This window comes from Streptomyces sp. WM6372 (assembly GCF_001279655.1).
GTDB lineage: Bacteria > Actinomycetota > Actinomycetes > Streptomycetales > Streptomycetaceae > Streptomyces.
The window spans coordinates 83,168-97,508 of the sequence record NZ_LGDB01000036.1 but is presented as its reverse complement, the minus strand read 5'-3'; the positions used below and the strand labels follow the sequence as shown (position 1 = coordinate 97,508).

Here is a 14,341-nt window from a genome sequence, read left to right as displayed (position 1 = left end):
AGCGGCCACCTCCGCGATCAGGCCGCCGGGTTCGCCGTCCCGCCGAGCTGGATTCCGGCCATCCGCGACCACTCGTACGGGCCGGTCTTGACACGCGCGGCGAACTCGCCGTCGAACTCCTCGTGGAGGGTCAGGCCGGCCTTCTCGGCGGCCAGCTGGGCCACCGTGTACGTCGGGGCCACCAGGTCGCCCCAGCCGCCGTCCGTGCCGACGAGGACGATCCGGGTGCCGGCCTGGCCGATGTGCGCGATCTGGCCCTCGGCGCCGCCGTGGTGCTTGGCGAACGCGCCGATCTGCCGGGCCAGCTTCGCGGCCTTCCGGTCCTGCTTCTTGTCTGCGGCGTCCGCCGTGGTGTCTGCCATGGACAGCATGCTACCGGCGGGTAATGAACGGAGGAAGCGTCAGCGCAGGAAGGGATCCACGGCCACCGCCACGAACAGCAGCGACACGTACGTGATCGACCAGTGGAACAGGCGCATCTCCTTGAGCTTCGCGCCCGTCACGCCCGCCTTGGCCCGCGCGTGCAGCGCGTGCGCCTCCCACAGCCACCAGCCGCCGGCCGCCAGCGCGACCGCGGTGTAGAACCAGCCCGTGTACCCCAGCGGGGTGAGCAGCAGCGAGACCGCCACCATCACCCAGCTGTAGAGGACGATCTGGCGCGCCACGGCCTGGTTGCCCGCCACGACCGGCAGCATCGGCACGCCGACGCGCGCGTAGTCCTCCTTCACCTTCATGGACAGCGGCCAGTAGTGCGGCGGCGTCCAGAAGAAGATGACGAGGAAGAGGATGACCGCGGCCCAGGAGACCTCGTTCTTGACGGCGGACCAGCCGATGAGCACCGGCATGCAGCCCGCGATGCCGCCCCAGACGATGTTCTGCGCGGTGCGCCGCTTCAGCAGCATCGTGTAGACGACGACGTAGAAGAGGAGCGCCCCGAGGGCGAGCGCGGCCGACAGCCAGTTGACGAGCAGCCCGAAGAACAGGGTGGAGACCACCGCGAGCGTGATGCCGAAGGCAAGGCACTCGCGCGGGCTCACCATGCCGGTCACCAGCGGCCGCTGCGCGGTCCGGTCCATCAGCGCGTCGATGTCGCGGTCGATGTACATGTTCAGCGCGTTGGCGCCGCCCGCGGACAAGTACCCGCCGAAGCAGGTGGCGAGGACCAGCCACAGCGACGGCACGCCCTGTTCGGCGAGGAACATCACCGGCACTGTGGTGATCAGCAGAAGTTCGATGATCCGCGGCTTGGTCAAAGCCACGAAAGCCATGACCCGGGCCCCGAACGGCCGGTGACCGGGGCTCGTCCCGAGCACCCCCGCTGGACGGGATTCGACGGCCGTCACGCACACCCCTGACAGAGAAACCAGCAAGCTCCGGACATAAAGGTCCGCTGAAGGCTCGCACGTACCACGCCACTCTAGACGTTGCACTTACGTCGCCCCGCGCGGGGGTCGCCTCGTGTTGGTCCGATCGGTGCCGACGACGTCATGACGGACTGCGGGCACTCGAATAGCTGCACGCCGTCACGGGGGTAGGCTCGGAATCGCGCCGGTGCACCGTTCGTCACCGGGTATACAGACATGTGGAGAGGAGCCCTGACCCACGGTGAGCACCAAGCCGACGACCACAGAGCTCGACTGGACCGATCTCGACCAGCGGGCCGTCGACACCGCCCGCATCCTGGCCGCCGACGCCGTCCAGAAGGTGGGTAACGGCCACCCCGGTACGGCGATGAGCCTGGCCCCCGCCGCGTACACCCTCTTCCAGAAGGTGATGCGGCACGACCCGGCGGACCCCGAGTGGGTCGGCCGCGACCGTTTCGTGCTTTCCGCGGGGCACTCGTCCCTCACCCTTTACACCCAGCTCTACCTCGGCGGCTTCGGTCTGGAGCTCGCCGACCTCGAAGCCTTCCGCACCTGGGGCTCCAAGACCCCCGGCCACCCGGAGTACGGCCACACGGCCGGCGTCGAGACCACCACCGGCCCGCTGGGCCAGGGCATCGCCAACGCGGTGGGCATGGCCATGGCCGCCCGCTACGAGCGCGGCCTGTTCGACCCGGAGGCCGCCCAGGGCGCCTCCCCCTTCGACCACATGGTCTACGCGATCGCGGGCGACGGCTGCCTCCAGGAGGGCATCTCCCACGAGGCGTCCGCCCTGGCCGGCCACCAGAAGCTCGGCAACCTGGTGCTGCTGTGGGACGACAACCACATCTCCATCGAGGGCGACACCGAGACGGCCGTCTCCGAGGACACCCTCAAGCGCTACGAGGCGTACGGCTGGCACGTCCAGCGCGTCGCGCAGCAGCCGAACGGCGACCTCGACCCGAAGGCGCTGTTCGAGGCCCTGGCCGCGGCCAAGGCCGAGACCGGCCGCCCGTCCTTCATCGCGATGCGCTCGATCATCGCCTGGCCGGCCCCGCACGCCCAGGGCACCGAGGCCTCGCACGGCTCGGCCCTCGGTGACGACGAGGTCGCCGCCACCAAGCGCGTCCTCGGCTTCGACCCGGAGAAGAGCTTCGACGTCTCCGCCGAGGTCCTCGCGCACACCCGCAAGGCGCTGGACCGCGGCCGCGAGGCCAAGGCCGCCTGGGAGAAGGACTTCTCCGCCTGGCGCACCGCCAACCCGCAGCACGCCGCCGAGTTCGACCGCATCAACGCGAACGAGCTGCCCGCCGGCTGGGAGGACGAGCTCCCCGCCTTCGAGACCGGCAAGGGCGTCGCCACCCGCGCGGCCTCCGGCAAGGTCCTCGAAGCGCTCGGCGCGGTCATCCCGGAGCTGTGGGGCGGCTCGGCCGACCTGGCCGGCTCCAACAACACCACGATCGACAAGCACTCGTCCTTCCTCCCGAAGGGCAACCCGCTGCCGGAGGCCGACCCGTACGGGCGCACCGTCCACTTCGGCATCCGCGAGCACGCCATGGCCGCGACCATGAACGGCATCGCGCTGCACGGCCACACCCGCATCTACGGCGGCACCTTCCTGGTGTTCTCCGACTACATGCGCAACGCCGTCCGCCTGTCCGCGCTGATGCACGTACCGGTCACGTACGTGTGGACGCACGACTCCATCGGCCTCGGCGAGGACGGCCCGACGCACCAGCCGGTCGAGCACCTCGCCTCGCTGCGCGCCATCCCGGGCCTGAACGTGGTCCGCCCGGCCGACGCGAACGAGACCGTCATCGCCTGGCGCGAGATCCTGCGCCGCCACACCAAGGTGTTCGGCAAGGGCGCCCCACACGGTCTGGCGCTGACCCGCCAGGGCGTGCCGACGTACGAGCGCAACGAGGACGCCGCCAAGGGCGGGTACGTGCTCTTCGAGGCGACGGGCCCCGAGGGGCAGAGCGCAGCGGCGCAGGTCGTCCTCATCGGCACCGGCTCCGAGGTCCAGCTCGCCGTCGCCGCGCGCGAGGCGCTGCAGGCCGAGGGCATCCCGACCCGTGTGGTCTCGATGCCGTCCGTCGAGTGGTTCGAGGAGCAGGACCAGGCGTACAAGGACAGCGTCCTGCCGCCGTCCGTCAAGGCGCGCGTCGCGGTCGAGGCCGGTATCGGCCTGACCTGGCACCGCTACGTCGGCGACGCCGGCCGGATCGTCTCGCTGGAGCACTTCGGTGCCTCGGCCGACGCCAAGGTGCTGTTCCGCGAGTTCGGCTTCACCCCCGAGGCCGTGACCGCCGCCGCCAAGGACTCCCTCACCGCCGCCGCGCGCTGACACCGGTACACGAACCAGTAGGAGATGCAATTCCCATGACAGACGCACTCAAGCGCCTCTCCGACGAGGGCGTGGCGATCTGGCTGGACGACCTGTCCCGCAAGCGCATCACGTCCGGCAACCTGGCCGAGCTCATCGACCAGTCGCACGTGGTCGGTGTCACCACCAACCCGTCGATCTTCCAGAAGGCGATCAGCAGCGGCGACGGCTACGAGCAGCAGCTCGCCGACCTCGCCGCCCGCAAGGTCACCGTCGACGAGGCCATCCGCATGATCACGACGGCGGACGTCCGCGACGCCGCCGACATCCTGCGCCCGGTCTACGACCGCACCGACGGCCAGGACGGCCGGGTCTCCATCGAGGTCGACCCGCGGCTGGCCCACAACACCACGGCGACGATCGCCGAGGCCAAGCAGCTCGCCTGGCTGGTGGACCGCCCGAACACGCTGATCAAGATCCCGGCGACCAAGGCCGGCCTGCCGGCGATCACCGAGGTCATCGGCAAGGGCATCAGCGTCAACGTCACGCTGATCTTCTCGCTGGAGCGCTACCGCGAGGTCATGGACGCGTACCTGGCGGGTCTGGAGAAGGCGAAGGCCGCGGGCCTGGACCTCTCCCTGATCCACTCGGTCGCCTCCTTCTTCGTGTCCCGCGTGGACAGCGAGATCGACAAGCGCCTGGACGCCGTCGGCACCGACGAGGCGAAGGCCCTGAAGGGCAAGGCGGCCCTCGCCAACGCCCGGCTGGCCTACGAGGCCTACGAAGAGGTGTTCTCCTCCGACCGGTGGAACGCCCTGGAGCGCGTCGGCGCCAACAAGCAGCGTGCGCTGTGGGCCTCGACGGGCGTCAAGGACCCGGCGTACAAGGACACCCTGTACGTGGTCGACCTGGTCGCCCCGAACACGGTCAACACCATGCCGGAGGCCACCCTGGAGGCCACCGCCGACCACGGTGAGATCACGGGTGACACCGTGCGCGCCACGTACGACCAGTCCCGCGCCGAGCTCGACGCGGTCGCGAAGCTGGGCATCTCGTACGACGATGTGGTGCAGCTGCTCGAAGACGAGGGCGTCGAGAAGTTCGAGGCGTCCTGGAACGACCTGCTGAAGTCCACCGAGGCGGAGCTCGAGCGCCTTGCCCCCACGGAGGCCTGAACACTTTGTCTGTGAACGGAGCGAACCCGCTTCGTGACGCACAGGACCGGCGGCTCCCGCGCATCGCGGGGCCGTCCGGCCTGGTCATTTTCGGCGTTACGGGTGACCTGTCGCGCAAGAAGCTGATGCCCGCCATCTACGACCTGGCGAACCGGGGGCTGCTGCCGCCGGGCTTCTCGCTGATCGGCTTCGCCCGCCGTGAATGGGAGCACGAGGACTTCGCCCAGGAGGTGTACGAGGCCGTCAAGCAGCACTCGCGCACCCCCTTCCGGGAGGAGGTCTGGCAGCAGCTGGTGCAGGGCTGCCGTTTCGTGCAGGGCGATTTCGACGACGACGCGGCGTTCGAGACCCTGAAGTCCACGATCGACGACCTGGACAAGGCACAGGGCACGGGCGGCAATTTCGCCTTCTACCTGTCCGTGCCTCCGAAGTTCTTCCCCAAGGTGGTCCAGCAGCTCAAGAACCACGGGCTGGCGCAGAAGGAGGGCTCCTGGCGGCGTGCCGTCATCGAGAAGCCCTTCGGGCACGACCTGAAGAGCGCCGAGGAGCTCAACAAGGTCGTCCACGAGGTCTTCCCGCGGGACGAGGTCTTCCGGATCGACCACTACCTCGGCAAGGAGACCGTCCAGAACATCCTGGCGCTCCGCTTCGCCAACACGATGTTCGAGCCGATCTGGAACCGGTCGTACGTCGACCACGTGCAGATCACCATGGCCGAGGACATCGGCATCGGCGGCCGGGCCGGGTACTACGACGGCATCGGCGCGGCCCGCGACGTCATCCAGAACCACCTGCTCCAGCTGCTCGCGCTGACGGCGATGGAGGAGCCCGGCTCCTTCCACCCCAAGGCGCTGGTGGCGGAGAAGCTCAAGGTCCTCACGGCCGTCGAGCTCCCCGAGGACCTGGGCAAGCACACCGTGCGCGGCCAGTACTCGGCGGCGTGGCAGGGTGGCGAGAAGGTCGTCGGGTACCTCGAAGAGGACGGCATCGACCCCAAGTCGAAGACCGACACCTACGCGGCCATCCGACTGGAGATCAACAACCGCCGCTGGGCGGGCGTCCCGTTCTACCTGCGGACCGGCAAGCGCCTGGGCCGCCGCGTGACCGAGATCGCGGTCGTCTTCAAGCGGGCCCCGTACCTGCCGTTCGAGTCGGGCGCGACCGAGGAGCTGGGGCAGAACGCCCTGGTCATCCGGGTCCAGCCGGACGAGGGCGTGACGGTGCGCTTCGGCTCCAAGGTTCCGGGCACCTCCATGGAGGTCCGGGACGTGACGATGGACTTCGCGTACGGCGAGTCCTTCACGGAGTCGAGCCCCGAGGCGTACGAGCGGCTGATCCTCGACGTCCTGCTGGGTGACGCGAACCTCTTCCCGCGCCACCAGGAGGTCGAACTGTCCTGGAACATCCTCGACCCGATCGAGGAGTACTGGGACAAGCACGGCAAGCCCGCGCAGTACCCGGCGGGAACCTGGGGGCCGGTCGAGGCGGACGAGATGCTCGCACGAGACGGACGGAGCTGGCGCCGGCCATGAAGATCGACCTCACGGAGACCACCTCCAGCAAGATCAACGCCACGTTGGTGCAGGCGCGCCGGGACATCGGCACGCCGGCCATCGGCATGGTCCTCACGCTGGTGATCGTGACCGACGAAGAGAACGCGTACGACGCGCTCAAGTCGGCGAACGACGCGTCCCACGAACACCCTTCGCGGATCGTCGTCGTCATCAAGCGGGTCAGCCGCTCGCCGCGCAGCCGCCGCGACGCCCGTCTCGACGCGGAAGTCCGCGTCGGGGCGGACGCCGGCAGCGGTGAGACGGTGGTGCTCCGCCTTCACGGTGAACTGGTAGACCACGCCCAGTCAGTGGTTCTCCCGCTCCTCCTGCCGGACGCGCCCGTCGTGGTCTGGTGGCCGGACGGTGCCCCCTCGGACCTGGCGGGCGATCCGCTGGGTGCGCTCGGGCAGCGCCGGATCTCGGACACGTACGCCTGCGAGAACCCGGAGCAGGGGCTCGGGCAGCGGGCCGCGGCCTACGCCCCGGGTGACACGGACCTGTCCTGGACCCGGATCACGCCGTGGCGCTCGATGCTGGCCGCCGCGCTGGACCAGCAGGCCGTCAAGGTCGCCTCGGTGGTCGTCGAGGGCGAGGACGAGAACCCGAGCTGCGAGCTGCTGGCCATGTGGCTGGCGGACCGCCTCCAGGTACCCGTCCGGCGTACGACCTCGGCCGGTCCGGGCCTGACCTCGGTCCGGCTGGAGACCAAGGACGGGGACATCGTCCTGGACCGGGCGGACGGCGCGCTGGCGACGCTGTGCATGCCGGGGCAGCCCGACCGTGCGGTGGCGCTCAAGCGCCGGGACACGGCCGAGCTCCTGGCGGAGGAGCTGCGCCGGCTGGACCCGGACAACACCTACGAGGCCGCGCTGAAGTTCGGCGTGGCCAAGCTGGCCGCGCCGGCGCCCGCGGACCCCGCACCGGGCAAGGCCGAGGCCGCACCGGCCAAGGACGAGGCCCCGGCCGCGAAGCCGGCGGCGAAGCCCGCGAAGAAGGCCTCGGCCAAGTAGGCAGTAGGCAGTAGCCGCCGTGCGGGGCGGGGAGGGAACCCTCCCCGCCCCGCACGGCGGAACCCGCACCCACGATCGACAAGGCGGCAGCAATGGGAATGACGACTCCCCAGGTCGTCGTCCACCGGGACAAGGAGCTGATGGCCCAGGCCGCGGCGGCCCGGCTCATCACCAAGATCGTCGACGCGCAAGCCGCCCGCGGCAGCGCCTCCGTCGTCCTCACGGGCGGCCGCAACGGCAACGGCCTCCTCGCCGCGCTGGCCGCGGCCCCGGCCCGGGACGCCGTCGACTGGTCACGGATCGACCTCTGGTGGGGCGACGAGCGCTACGTCCCCGCCGACGACCCCGAGCGCAACCACACCCAGGCCCGTGAGGCCCTCCTGGACTCCGTCCCGGTGGACCCGGCGCGCGTGCACGCGATGCCCGCCTCCGACGGCCCGTACGGGGCGGACGTGGACGCCGCGGCCGCCTCCTACGCGGCCGAGCTGGCGAAGGCCGCCGGGCCCGAGGACCACGGGCCGGTCCCCACCTTCGACGTCCTGATGCTGGGCGTCGGCCCGGACACCCACATCGCCTCGCTCTTCCCCGAGCACCCCGCCTCCCGCGAGACCGACCGCACGGTCGTCGGCGTGCACGGCGCGCCCAAGCCGCCGCCCACCCGGATCTCCCTGACCCTCCCGGCCATCCGGGCGGCCCGCGAGGTCTGGCTGCTGGCGGCGGGCGAGGACAAGGCCGGGGCGGTGGCCATCGCCCTCGGCGGCGCGGGCGCCGTCCAGGCCCCCGCCGCGCAGGCGTACGGCCGCTCCCGCACCCTGTGGCTGCTGGACCGCACGGCCGCGGCGAAGCTCCCGGCGGGCCTGTACCCGCCGCCCGCTTCCTGACCCGGCCCCGTACGGCAGAAGGGCCCGCCCCCGAACCGGGAGCGGGCCCTTCTGCCGGTCCGTGATCCGGCCGGCTCAGCCGCGCCCGCGCAGCTCCCGGTAGGTGGCCACGAGGGCCTTCGACGAGGCGTCCAGCCCCGGCACGTCCGCGCCGTCCGTCAGCGCCGGCTCGACCCGCTTCGCCAGGACCTTGCCGAGCTCCACGCCCCACTGGTCGAAGGAGTCGATGTTCCACACCGCGCCCTGGACGAACACCTTGTGCTCGTACAGCGCGATCAGCTGGCCCAGCACCGCCGGGGTGAGGTCCTGCGCCAGGATCGTCGTGGTCGGGTGGTTCCCCTTGAAGGTCTTGTGCGGGATCAGGGGCTCCGCCACGCCCTCCGCGCGGACCTCCTGCGCCGTCTTGCCGAAGGCCAGCGCCTGGGTCTGCGCGAAGAAGTTCGCCATCAGCAGGTCGTGCTGGTCCGCGAGGGTCGGCGGCAGTTCGCCGACCGGCCGGGCGAAGCCGATGAAGTCCGCCGGGATCACCTTCGTGCCCTGGTGGATCAACTGGTAGTACGCGTGCTGCCCGTTGGTGCCGGGCGTGCCCCACACCACCGGACCGGTCTGCCAGTCCACCGGATTGCCGTCCCGGTCCACGGACTTGCCGTTGGACTCCATGTCCAGCTGCTGGAGGTACGCGGTGAAGCGGGAGAGGTAGTGGCTGTACGGGAGGACCGCGTGCGACTGCGCGTCGAAGAAGGCCCCGTACCAGATCCCCAACAGGCCCATCAGGAGCGGCACGTTCTGCTCCGGCGGGGCCGTGCGGAAGTGCTCGTCCACCGTCCGGAAGCCGCCCAGCATCTCCCGGAAGGCGTCCGGACCGATCGCGATCATGAGCGAGAGGCCGATCGCGGAGTCGAAGGAGTAGCGCCCGCCGACCCAGTCCCAGAACCCGAACATGTTGGCCGGATCGATGCCGAACGCGGTGACCTTCTCCTCGTTGGTCGACAGCGCCACGAAGTGCCGTGCCACGGCCGCCGTGTCACCGCCCAGACCCGCCAGCAGCCACTCCCGCGCCGACTCGGCGTTGGTGATGGTCTCGATGGTGGTGAAGGTCTTGGAGGCGATGATGAACAGCGTCTCGGCCGGGTCCAGGTCCCGTACGGCCTCGTGCAGGTCGGCGCCGTCCACGTTGGACACGAACCGCACGGTCAGCGCGCGGTCGGTGAAGGCGCGCAGCGCCTCGTACGCCATCGCCGGTCCCAGGTCGGAGCCGCCGATGCCGATGTTGACCACGTTCTTGATGCGCTTGCCGGTGAAGCCGGTCCACTCCCCCGACCGGACCTGGCCGGAGAAGGCCGCCATCTTGTCGAGGACGGCGTGCACCGCGGGGACGACGTTCTCGCCGTCCACCTCGACCACCGCGTCCTTCGGCGCGCGCAGGGCGGTGTGCAGGACCGCCCGGTCCTCCGTCGTGTTGATCTTCTCGCCGCGGAACATCGCCTCGCGCAGCTCGGCCACGCCCGTCGCCGCCGCCAGCTCGCGCAGCAGTTCCAGCGTCTGGTCGGTCACCAGGTGCTTCGAGTAGTCGATGTACAGGTCCCCGACCCGCAGCGTGTAACCCGTTCCCCGGTTCGGATCCGCCGCGAACAGTTCGCGCAGGTGCGTCTGCCCCAGCTCTTCGCGGTGCTTGCCGAGTGCCAGCCACTCGGGCGTCCGGTTGAGCCTCATCCGTCCCGCCCGTCGCCCGCCACCACCCTCGTTCGACGCGCTCCGCGCGGCGGCCTGGTTTGCGTTCATCTCGGACATCAACCCGTTTCTTCCGTCCTGTCGTGCCCCGCCGATCACCAACTTAAGGGATCAAAGGGGGGTGTGCCGGACAGCACCTTCGGCGCGGGGGTACGCAAAGGGGCCCGGCCCGCTGGAGAAGTCTCCTGCGGGCCGGGCCCGATGTCACACCGTCACTCTTGCGTTCGTCAGATCTCGCCGCGGAGCTTGGCGAGCGCCTCGGCGAGGATCGCCTCGCCGTCGGCGTCGGACCGCCGCTCCCGCACGTACGCCAGGTGCGTCTTGTAGGGCTCGGTGCGCGGCGGCGCCGGCGGGTTGTCCCGGTCCTGGCCGGCCGGGAACCCGCAGCGCGGGCAGTCCCAGGTGTCCGGCACCTGCGCGTCGCTGGCGAAGCTCGGCTGCGTCTCGTGCCCGTTCGAGCACCAGAAGGAGATGCGCAGGCGGGGCGCGGACTCGCCGCGCTCGGCCTCACCCATCGGCCCCGCTCCGACCCGACTGCCACGGATCGCGTTGCCACTTGCCACGGTCGTAACTCCCTGCGTGATGGTGCCGCGAAGCGTGAGTGGATTCCGCTGCGGGCGCCCCAGTCTACGTAAGGCCCAACGCACGTCCATCACATGGAGTTACTCACTCCAGGCCGTGGACGCCGTCCTCATGATAGGCGGGGTGGAGCCGACCGGACCGGCACAATGGCCAGAACCGTCGGCTTCGCTACTTCAGCAGAATCCCGAGCGCCATGATGCAGGCGAACCAGAGCAGACCGATCACGACGGTGATGCGGTCCAGGTTGCGCTCCGCGACCGAGGAGCCGCCGACGGAGGACTGCATGCCGCCGCCGAACATGTCGGAAAGGCCGCCGCCCTTGCCCTTGTGCATCAGCACGAGCAGCATCAGCAGGGCGCTGAAGACGATCAGGGCGATCGAGAACCCCATAATCACGGCTGATTCCTACTTTCTGGCTTTTCTGGCTGTCCGGCTCTGCTTGACGTGCGCGGGGGCCAGTGGCTGGTGGTTCAGCCTCCTGGCCCCCGCAAGGGTACGACGGATCCGTCCTACCGCATACTCACTGCGACGATCACGCAGCTCACTGGTCGCGGAAGCGGACGATCTTCACGAATTCGTCCGCGTCCAGTGCGGCGCCACCGATCAGGGCGCCGTCGACGTCGGGCTGGGCCATGATCGCCGCGATGTTGCCGGACTTCACGGAGCCGCCGTACTGGATGCGGACCTTGTCGGCCAGCTCCTGCGAGTAGAGCTCGGCGAGGCGGGTGCGGATCGCCCCGCAGACCTCCTGCGCGTCCTCGGGGGTGGCGACCTCGCCGGTCCCGATGGCCCAGACGGGCTCGTACGCGATCACGATGGACTCGGCCTGCTCGGCCGGGACGTCCTTCAGGCCGCCGTCGACCTGGGCCAGCGTGTGCGCGACCTGGCCGCCGGCCTTGCGGATGTCCAGGCCCTCGCCGACGCAGAGGATCGGGGTGATCCCGTTCGCGTAGGCAGCCTTGACCTTGGCGTTGCAGAGCTCGTCGCTCTCGCCGTGGTACTGGCGGCGCTCGCTGTGGCCGACGGCCACGTACGTGCACTTCAGCTTCGCGAGCATCGAGCCGGAGATCTCGCCGGTGTAGGCACCGGAGTCGTGCGCCGAGATGTCCTGGGCGCCGTACTTGATCTTCAGCTTGTCGCCGTCGACCAGGGTCTGGACCGAGCGCAGGTCGACGAAGGGCGGCAGGACCGCGACCTCGACGGCGTCGTAGTCCTTGTCGGCGAGCGCGAAGGCGAGCTTCTGGACGTGCGCGATGGCCTCGAGGTGGTTGAGGTTCATCTTCCAGTTGCCCGCCATCAGCGGGGTACGCGTGGTCATACGGGTTCAGACCTCCAGTGCGGCGAGGCCGGGGAGCGTCTTGCCCTCGAGGTATTCGAGGGAGGCGCCGCCACCGGTCGAGATGTGACCGAAAGCGTTCTCGTCGAAGCCGAGCGTGCGCACGGCCGCGGCGGAGTCGCCGCCGCCGACCACGGTGAACGCGCTGCTGTCGACGAGGGCCTGCGCGATGGCGCGGGTGCCTCCGGCGTAGTCGGGGTGCTCGAAGACGCCCACGGGACCGTTCCAGAAGACGGTCTCCGCGTCGGCGATCTTCGACGCGTACAGCTCACGGGTCTTGGGACCGATGTCCAGACCCTCCTTGTCGGCGGGGATCTTGTCCGCGTCGACGGTGGTGAACTCGGCCGGGGTCTTGCCCTTGAGGTCGGGGAAGTCCGCCGAGGCCAGGATGTCGACCGGGAGGACCAGCTCAACGCCGAGCTTCTCGGCGCGCGCCATGTACTCCTTGACGACGTCCACCTGGTCCTTCTGGAGCAGGGAGATGCCGACCTCGTGGCCCTTGGCGTAGAGGAAGGTGTACGCCATGCCGCCGCCGATGAGGATGCGGTCGGCCTTGCCGAGCAGCTGGTCGATGACGGCCAGCTTGTCGGAGACCTTGGCGCCGCCGAGGACGACCACGTAGGGGCGCTTGACCTCGGCGGTCAGCTTCTTCAGGACGCCGACCTCGGTGGCGATCAGGTAGCCGGCCGCGTGCGGGAGGCGCGCGGGCAGGTCGAAGACCGAGGCGTGCTTGCGGTGGACGGCGCCGAAGCCGTCGCCGACGTAGACGTCGGCGAGCTCGGCGAGCTGGTCCGCGAAGGCGCCGCGCTCGGCGTCGTCCTTCGCGGTCTCACCGGCGTTGAAGCGCAGGTTCTCGATGACGGCGACCTGGCCGTCGGCGAGGGCCGCGACGGTCTCCTTGGCGGAATCACCGACGGTGTCCGTGGCGAACGCGACGTCCGCACCGAGCAGTTCACCGAGTCGCTTGGCGGCCGGAGCGAGCGAGAAGGCCGGGTCCGGGGCGCCCTTGGGGCGGCCCAGGTGCGAGGCGACGATCACGCGGGCGCCGGCTTCGGCGAGCTTCGCGATGGTCGGCTGCACGGCGCGGATGCGGCCGTCGTCGGTGATCTTGGCGCCGTCGAGCGGCACGTTGAGATCGGCGCGGACGAAGACCCGCTTGCCGGAAACGCCGTCGGCGAGCAGTTCGTCGATCGTCTTCATGTGTTTCTACTCCTTATCCCCATACACGGGTTCTGCCGGTGCGGGGCCGATCGGTGGAGGCAGACGACAGGGCCCGTGCAGCGCTCCATCGCGCTGACCGGACCCTGTCCTCACATCTTGGTGCCTGGCCCTGCTACCTGAGACTTAGAGCTGACCGCCGACGAAGACGGTCAGGTCGACGAGGCGGTTGGAGTAGCCCCACTCGTTGTCGTACCAGCCGACGACCTTGACCTGCGTACCGTCCTGAACCATGGTCAGGGAGGAGTCGAAGGTGCAGGAAGCCGGCCAGTTCACGATGTCGGAGGAGACGATCGCGTCCTCGGTGTAGTCGAGGATGCCCTTGAGCTGGCCCTCGGCGGCCTTCTGGAAGGCGGCGTTGATCTCTTCCTTGGTGGTCTCGCGGGAGAGCTCCAGGACGAGGTCGGTGACCGAGCCGGTCGGGACCGGGACGCGCATGGCGATGCCGTCCAGCTTGCCCTTGAGCTGCGGGAGGACCAGAGCGGTGGCCTTGGCGGCACCCGTCGAGGTCGGGATGATGTTCTCGGCGGCGGCGCGGGCGCGGCGCAGGTCCGAGTGCGGGAAGTCCAGGATGCGCTGGTCGTTCGTGTACGCGTGGACCGTGGTCATCATGCCCTTGACGATGCCGAAGTTCTCGTCGAGAACCTTGGCCATCGGCGCCACGCAGTTGGTGGTGCAGGAGGCGTTGGAGATGACGTGGTGGTTGGCCGCGTCGTACTTGTCCTGGTTGACGCCCATCACGATGGTGATGTCCTCGTCCTTGGCCGGAGCCGAGATGAGGACCTTCTTCGCGCCCGCGGCGATGTGCTTGGCGGCGTCGGCCTTCTTCGTGAAGATGCCGGTCGACTCGATGACGATGTCCGCGCCGAGCTCGCCCCAGGGCAGGTTCGCGGGGTCACGCTCGGCGAACGTCTTGAAGGTGTTGCCGCCGACGGTGATGGTGTCGTCGGTGTGGGAGACCTCGGCCTTGAGGCGGCCCAGGATGGTGTCGTACTTGAGCAGGTGCACCAGGGTCGCGTTGTCAGTCAGGTCGTTGACACCGACGATCTCGATGTCCGCTCCCTGCTCAAGGAGCGCCCGGAAGTAGTTGCGGCCAATTCGGCCAAAACCATTGATGCCTACGCGGATCGTCACGAACCGATCTCCTCGTTGGTGCGCCGGCCTGTCC

Annotated in this window: 13 protein-coding genes; 5 read left to right on the top strand and 8 right to left on the bottom strand. The window is 69.7% G+C overall.

Features of this window, described 5'->3' with window-relative positions:
- Positions 1-17 precede the first annotated feature (17 nt).
- The gene (locus ADK52_RS05490; protein WP_053688669.1) at positions 18-362 is read right to left on the bottom strand and encodes a hypothetical protein; all 345 of its coding nucleotides are present in this window, start codon (positions 360-362) and stop codon (positions 18-20) included.
- 39 nt (positions 363-401) lie between these two features.
- The gene (locus tag ADK52_RS05485; protein ID WP_078987980.1) at positions 402-1,349 is read right to left on the bottom strand and encodes a heme o synthase; all 948 of its coding nucleotides are present in this window, start codon (positions 1,347-1,349) and stop codon (positions 402-404) included.
- A gap of 256 nt (positions 1,350-1,605) precedes the next feature.
- On the opposite strand from ADK52_RS05485, the gene tkt reads away from it, so the two are divergent.
- The 5 genes from tkt (at position 1,606) to pgl (ending at position 8,306) form a co-directional block, all read left to right on the top strand.
- Complete coding sequence (tkt, locus tag ADK52_RS05480; protein WP_053688641.1) at positions 1,606-3,708, top strand: transketolase; 2,103 nt, start codon at positions 1,606-1,608, stop codon at positions 3,706-3,708.
- Between the two features lie 35 nt (positions 3,709-3,743).
- Positions 3,744-4,862 (top strand): transaldolase, encoded by a 1,119-nt coding sequence (tal, locus tag ADK52_RS05475; RefSeq protein ID WP_053688640.1) that lies wholly within the window; start codon positions 3,744-3,746, stop codon positions 4,860-4,862.
- A 5-nt stretch (positions 4,863-4,867) separates the two neighbouring features.
- On the top strand, positions 4,868-6,394 hold the full coding sequence (zwf, locus tag ADK52_RS05470) for a glucose-6-phosphate dehydrogenase (protein ID WP_328925079.1): 1,527 nt from the start codon (positions 4,868-4,870) through the stop codon (positions 6,392-6,394).
- The gene (gene opcA / locus ADK52_RS05465) at positions 6,391-7,425 is read left to right on the top strand and encodes a glucose-6-phosphate dehydrogenase assembly protein OpcA (RefSeq protein WP_053688639.1); all 1,035 of its coding nucleotides are present in this window, start codon (positions 6,391-6,393) and stop codon (positions 7,423-7,425) included. The genes zwf and opcA overlap by 4 nt, the downstream gene beginning before the upstream one ends.
- A gap of 98 nt (positions 7,426-7,523) precedes the next feature.
- Complete coding sequence (gene pgl / locus ADK52_RS05460; protein WP_053688638.1) at positions 7,524-8,306, top strand: 6-phosphogluconolactonase; 783 nt, start codon at positions 7,524-7,526, stop codon at positions 8,304-8,306.
- A 75-nt stretch (positions 8,307-8,381) separates the two neighbouring features.
- On the opposite strand, the gene pgi is transcribed toward pgl, so the two are convergent.
- From pgi to gap, 6 genes are all read right to left on the bottom strand, one after another.
- Positions 8,382-10,019 carry a glucose-6-phosphate isomerase gene (gene pgi, locus ADK52_RS05455; protein ID WP_053688637.1) on the bottom strand — a complete coding sequence of 546 codons (1,638 nt, stop codon included), beginning with the start codon at positions 10,017-10,019 and terminating at the stop codon, positions 8,382-8,384.
- 245 nt (positions 10,020-10,264) lie between these two features.
- Positions 10,265-10,600 carry an RNA polymerase-binding protein RbpA gene (locus tag ADK52_RS05450; RefSeq protein ID WP_010352468.1) on the bottom strand — a complete coding sequence of 112 codons (336 nt, stop codon included), beginning with the start codon at positions 10,598-10,600 and terminating at the stop codon, positions 10,265-10,267.
- A 187-nt stretch (positions 10,601-10,787) separates the two neighbouring features.
- Positions 10,788-11,009: a preprotein translocase subunit SecG gene (secG, locus tag ADK52_RS05445; RefSeq protein WP_030858951.1), complete on the bottom strand. Its 222-nt coding sequence runs from the start codon at positions 11,007-11,009 to the stop codon at positions 10,788-10,790.
- A gap of 151 nt (positions 11,010-11,160) precedes the next feature.
- Positions 11,161-11,937, bottom strand: coding sequence for a triose-phosphate isomerase (gene tpiA, locus ADK52_RS05440; RefSeq protein WP_053688636.1), 777 nt, complete (start codon positions 11,935-11,937; stop codon positions 11,161-11,163).
- A gap of 6 nt (positions 11,938-11,943) precedes the next feature.
- A complete protein-coding gene (locus ADK52_RS05435) occupies positions 11,944-13,155 on the bottom strand; it encodes a phosphoglycerate kinase (RefSeq protein ID WP_053688635.1) in 1,212 nt (403 codons plus the stop codon).
- 144 nt (positions 13,156-13,299) lie between these two features.
- Positions 13,300-14,307, bottom strand: coding sequence for a type I glyceraldehyde-3-phosphate dehydrogenase (gene gap / locus ADK52_RS05430; protein ID WP_030160344.1), 1,008 nt, complete (start codon positions 14,305-14,307; stop codon positions 13,300-13,302).
- Between the last annotated feature and the right edge of the window lie 34 nt (positions 14,308-14,341).

Bases quoted from the DNA above. Each gene is read 5' to 3' on its own strand.
- ADK52_RS05490 (WP_053688669.1), bottom strand. From the start codon at position 362: ATGGCAGACACCACGGCGGACGCCGCAGACAAGAAGCAGGACCGGAAG.
- tal (WP_053688640.1), top strand. From the start codon at position 3,744: ATGACAGACGCACTCAAGCGCCTCTCCGACGAGGGCGTGGCGATCTGG.
- opcA (WP_053688639.1), top strand. From the start codon at position 6,391: ATGAAGATCGACCTCACGGAGACCACCTCCAGCAAGATCAACGCCACG.
- pgl (WP_053688638.1), top strand. From the start codon at position 7,524: ATGACGACTCCCCAGGTCGTCGTCCACCGGGACAAGGAGCTGATGGCC.
- pgi (WP_053688637.1), bottom strand. From the start codon at position 10,019: ATGAGGCTCAACCGGACGCCCGAGTGGCTGGCACTCGGCAAGCACCGC.
- secG (WP_030858951.1), bottom strand. From the start codon at position 11,009: ATGGGGTTCTCGATCGCCCTGATCGTCTTCAGCGCCCTGCTGATGCTG.
- tpiA (WP_053688636.1), bottom strand. From the start codon at position 11,937: ATGACCACGCGTACCCCGCTGATGGCGGGCAACTGGAAGATGAACCTC.
- ADK52_RS05435 (WP_053688635.1), bottom strand. From the start codon at position 13,155: ATGAAGACGATCGACGAACTGCTCGCCGACGGCGTTTCCGGCAAGCGG.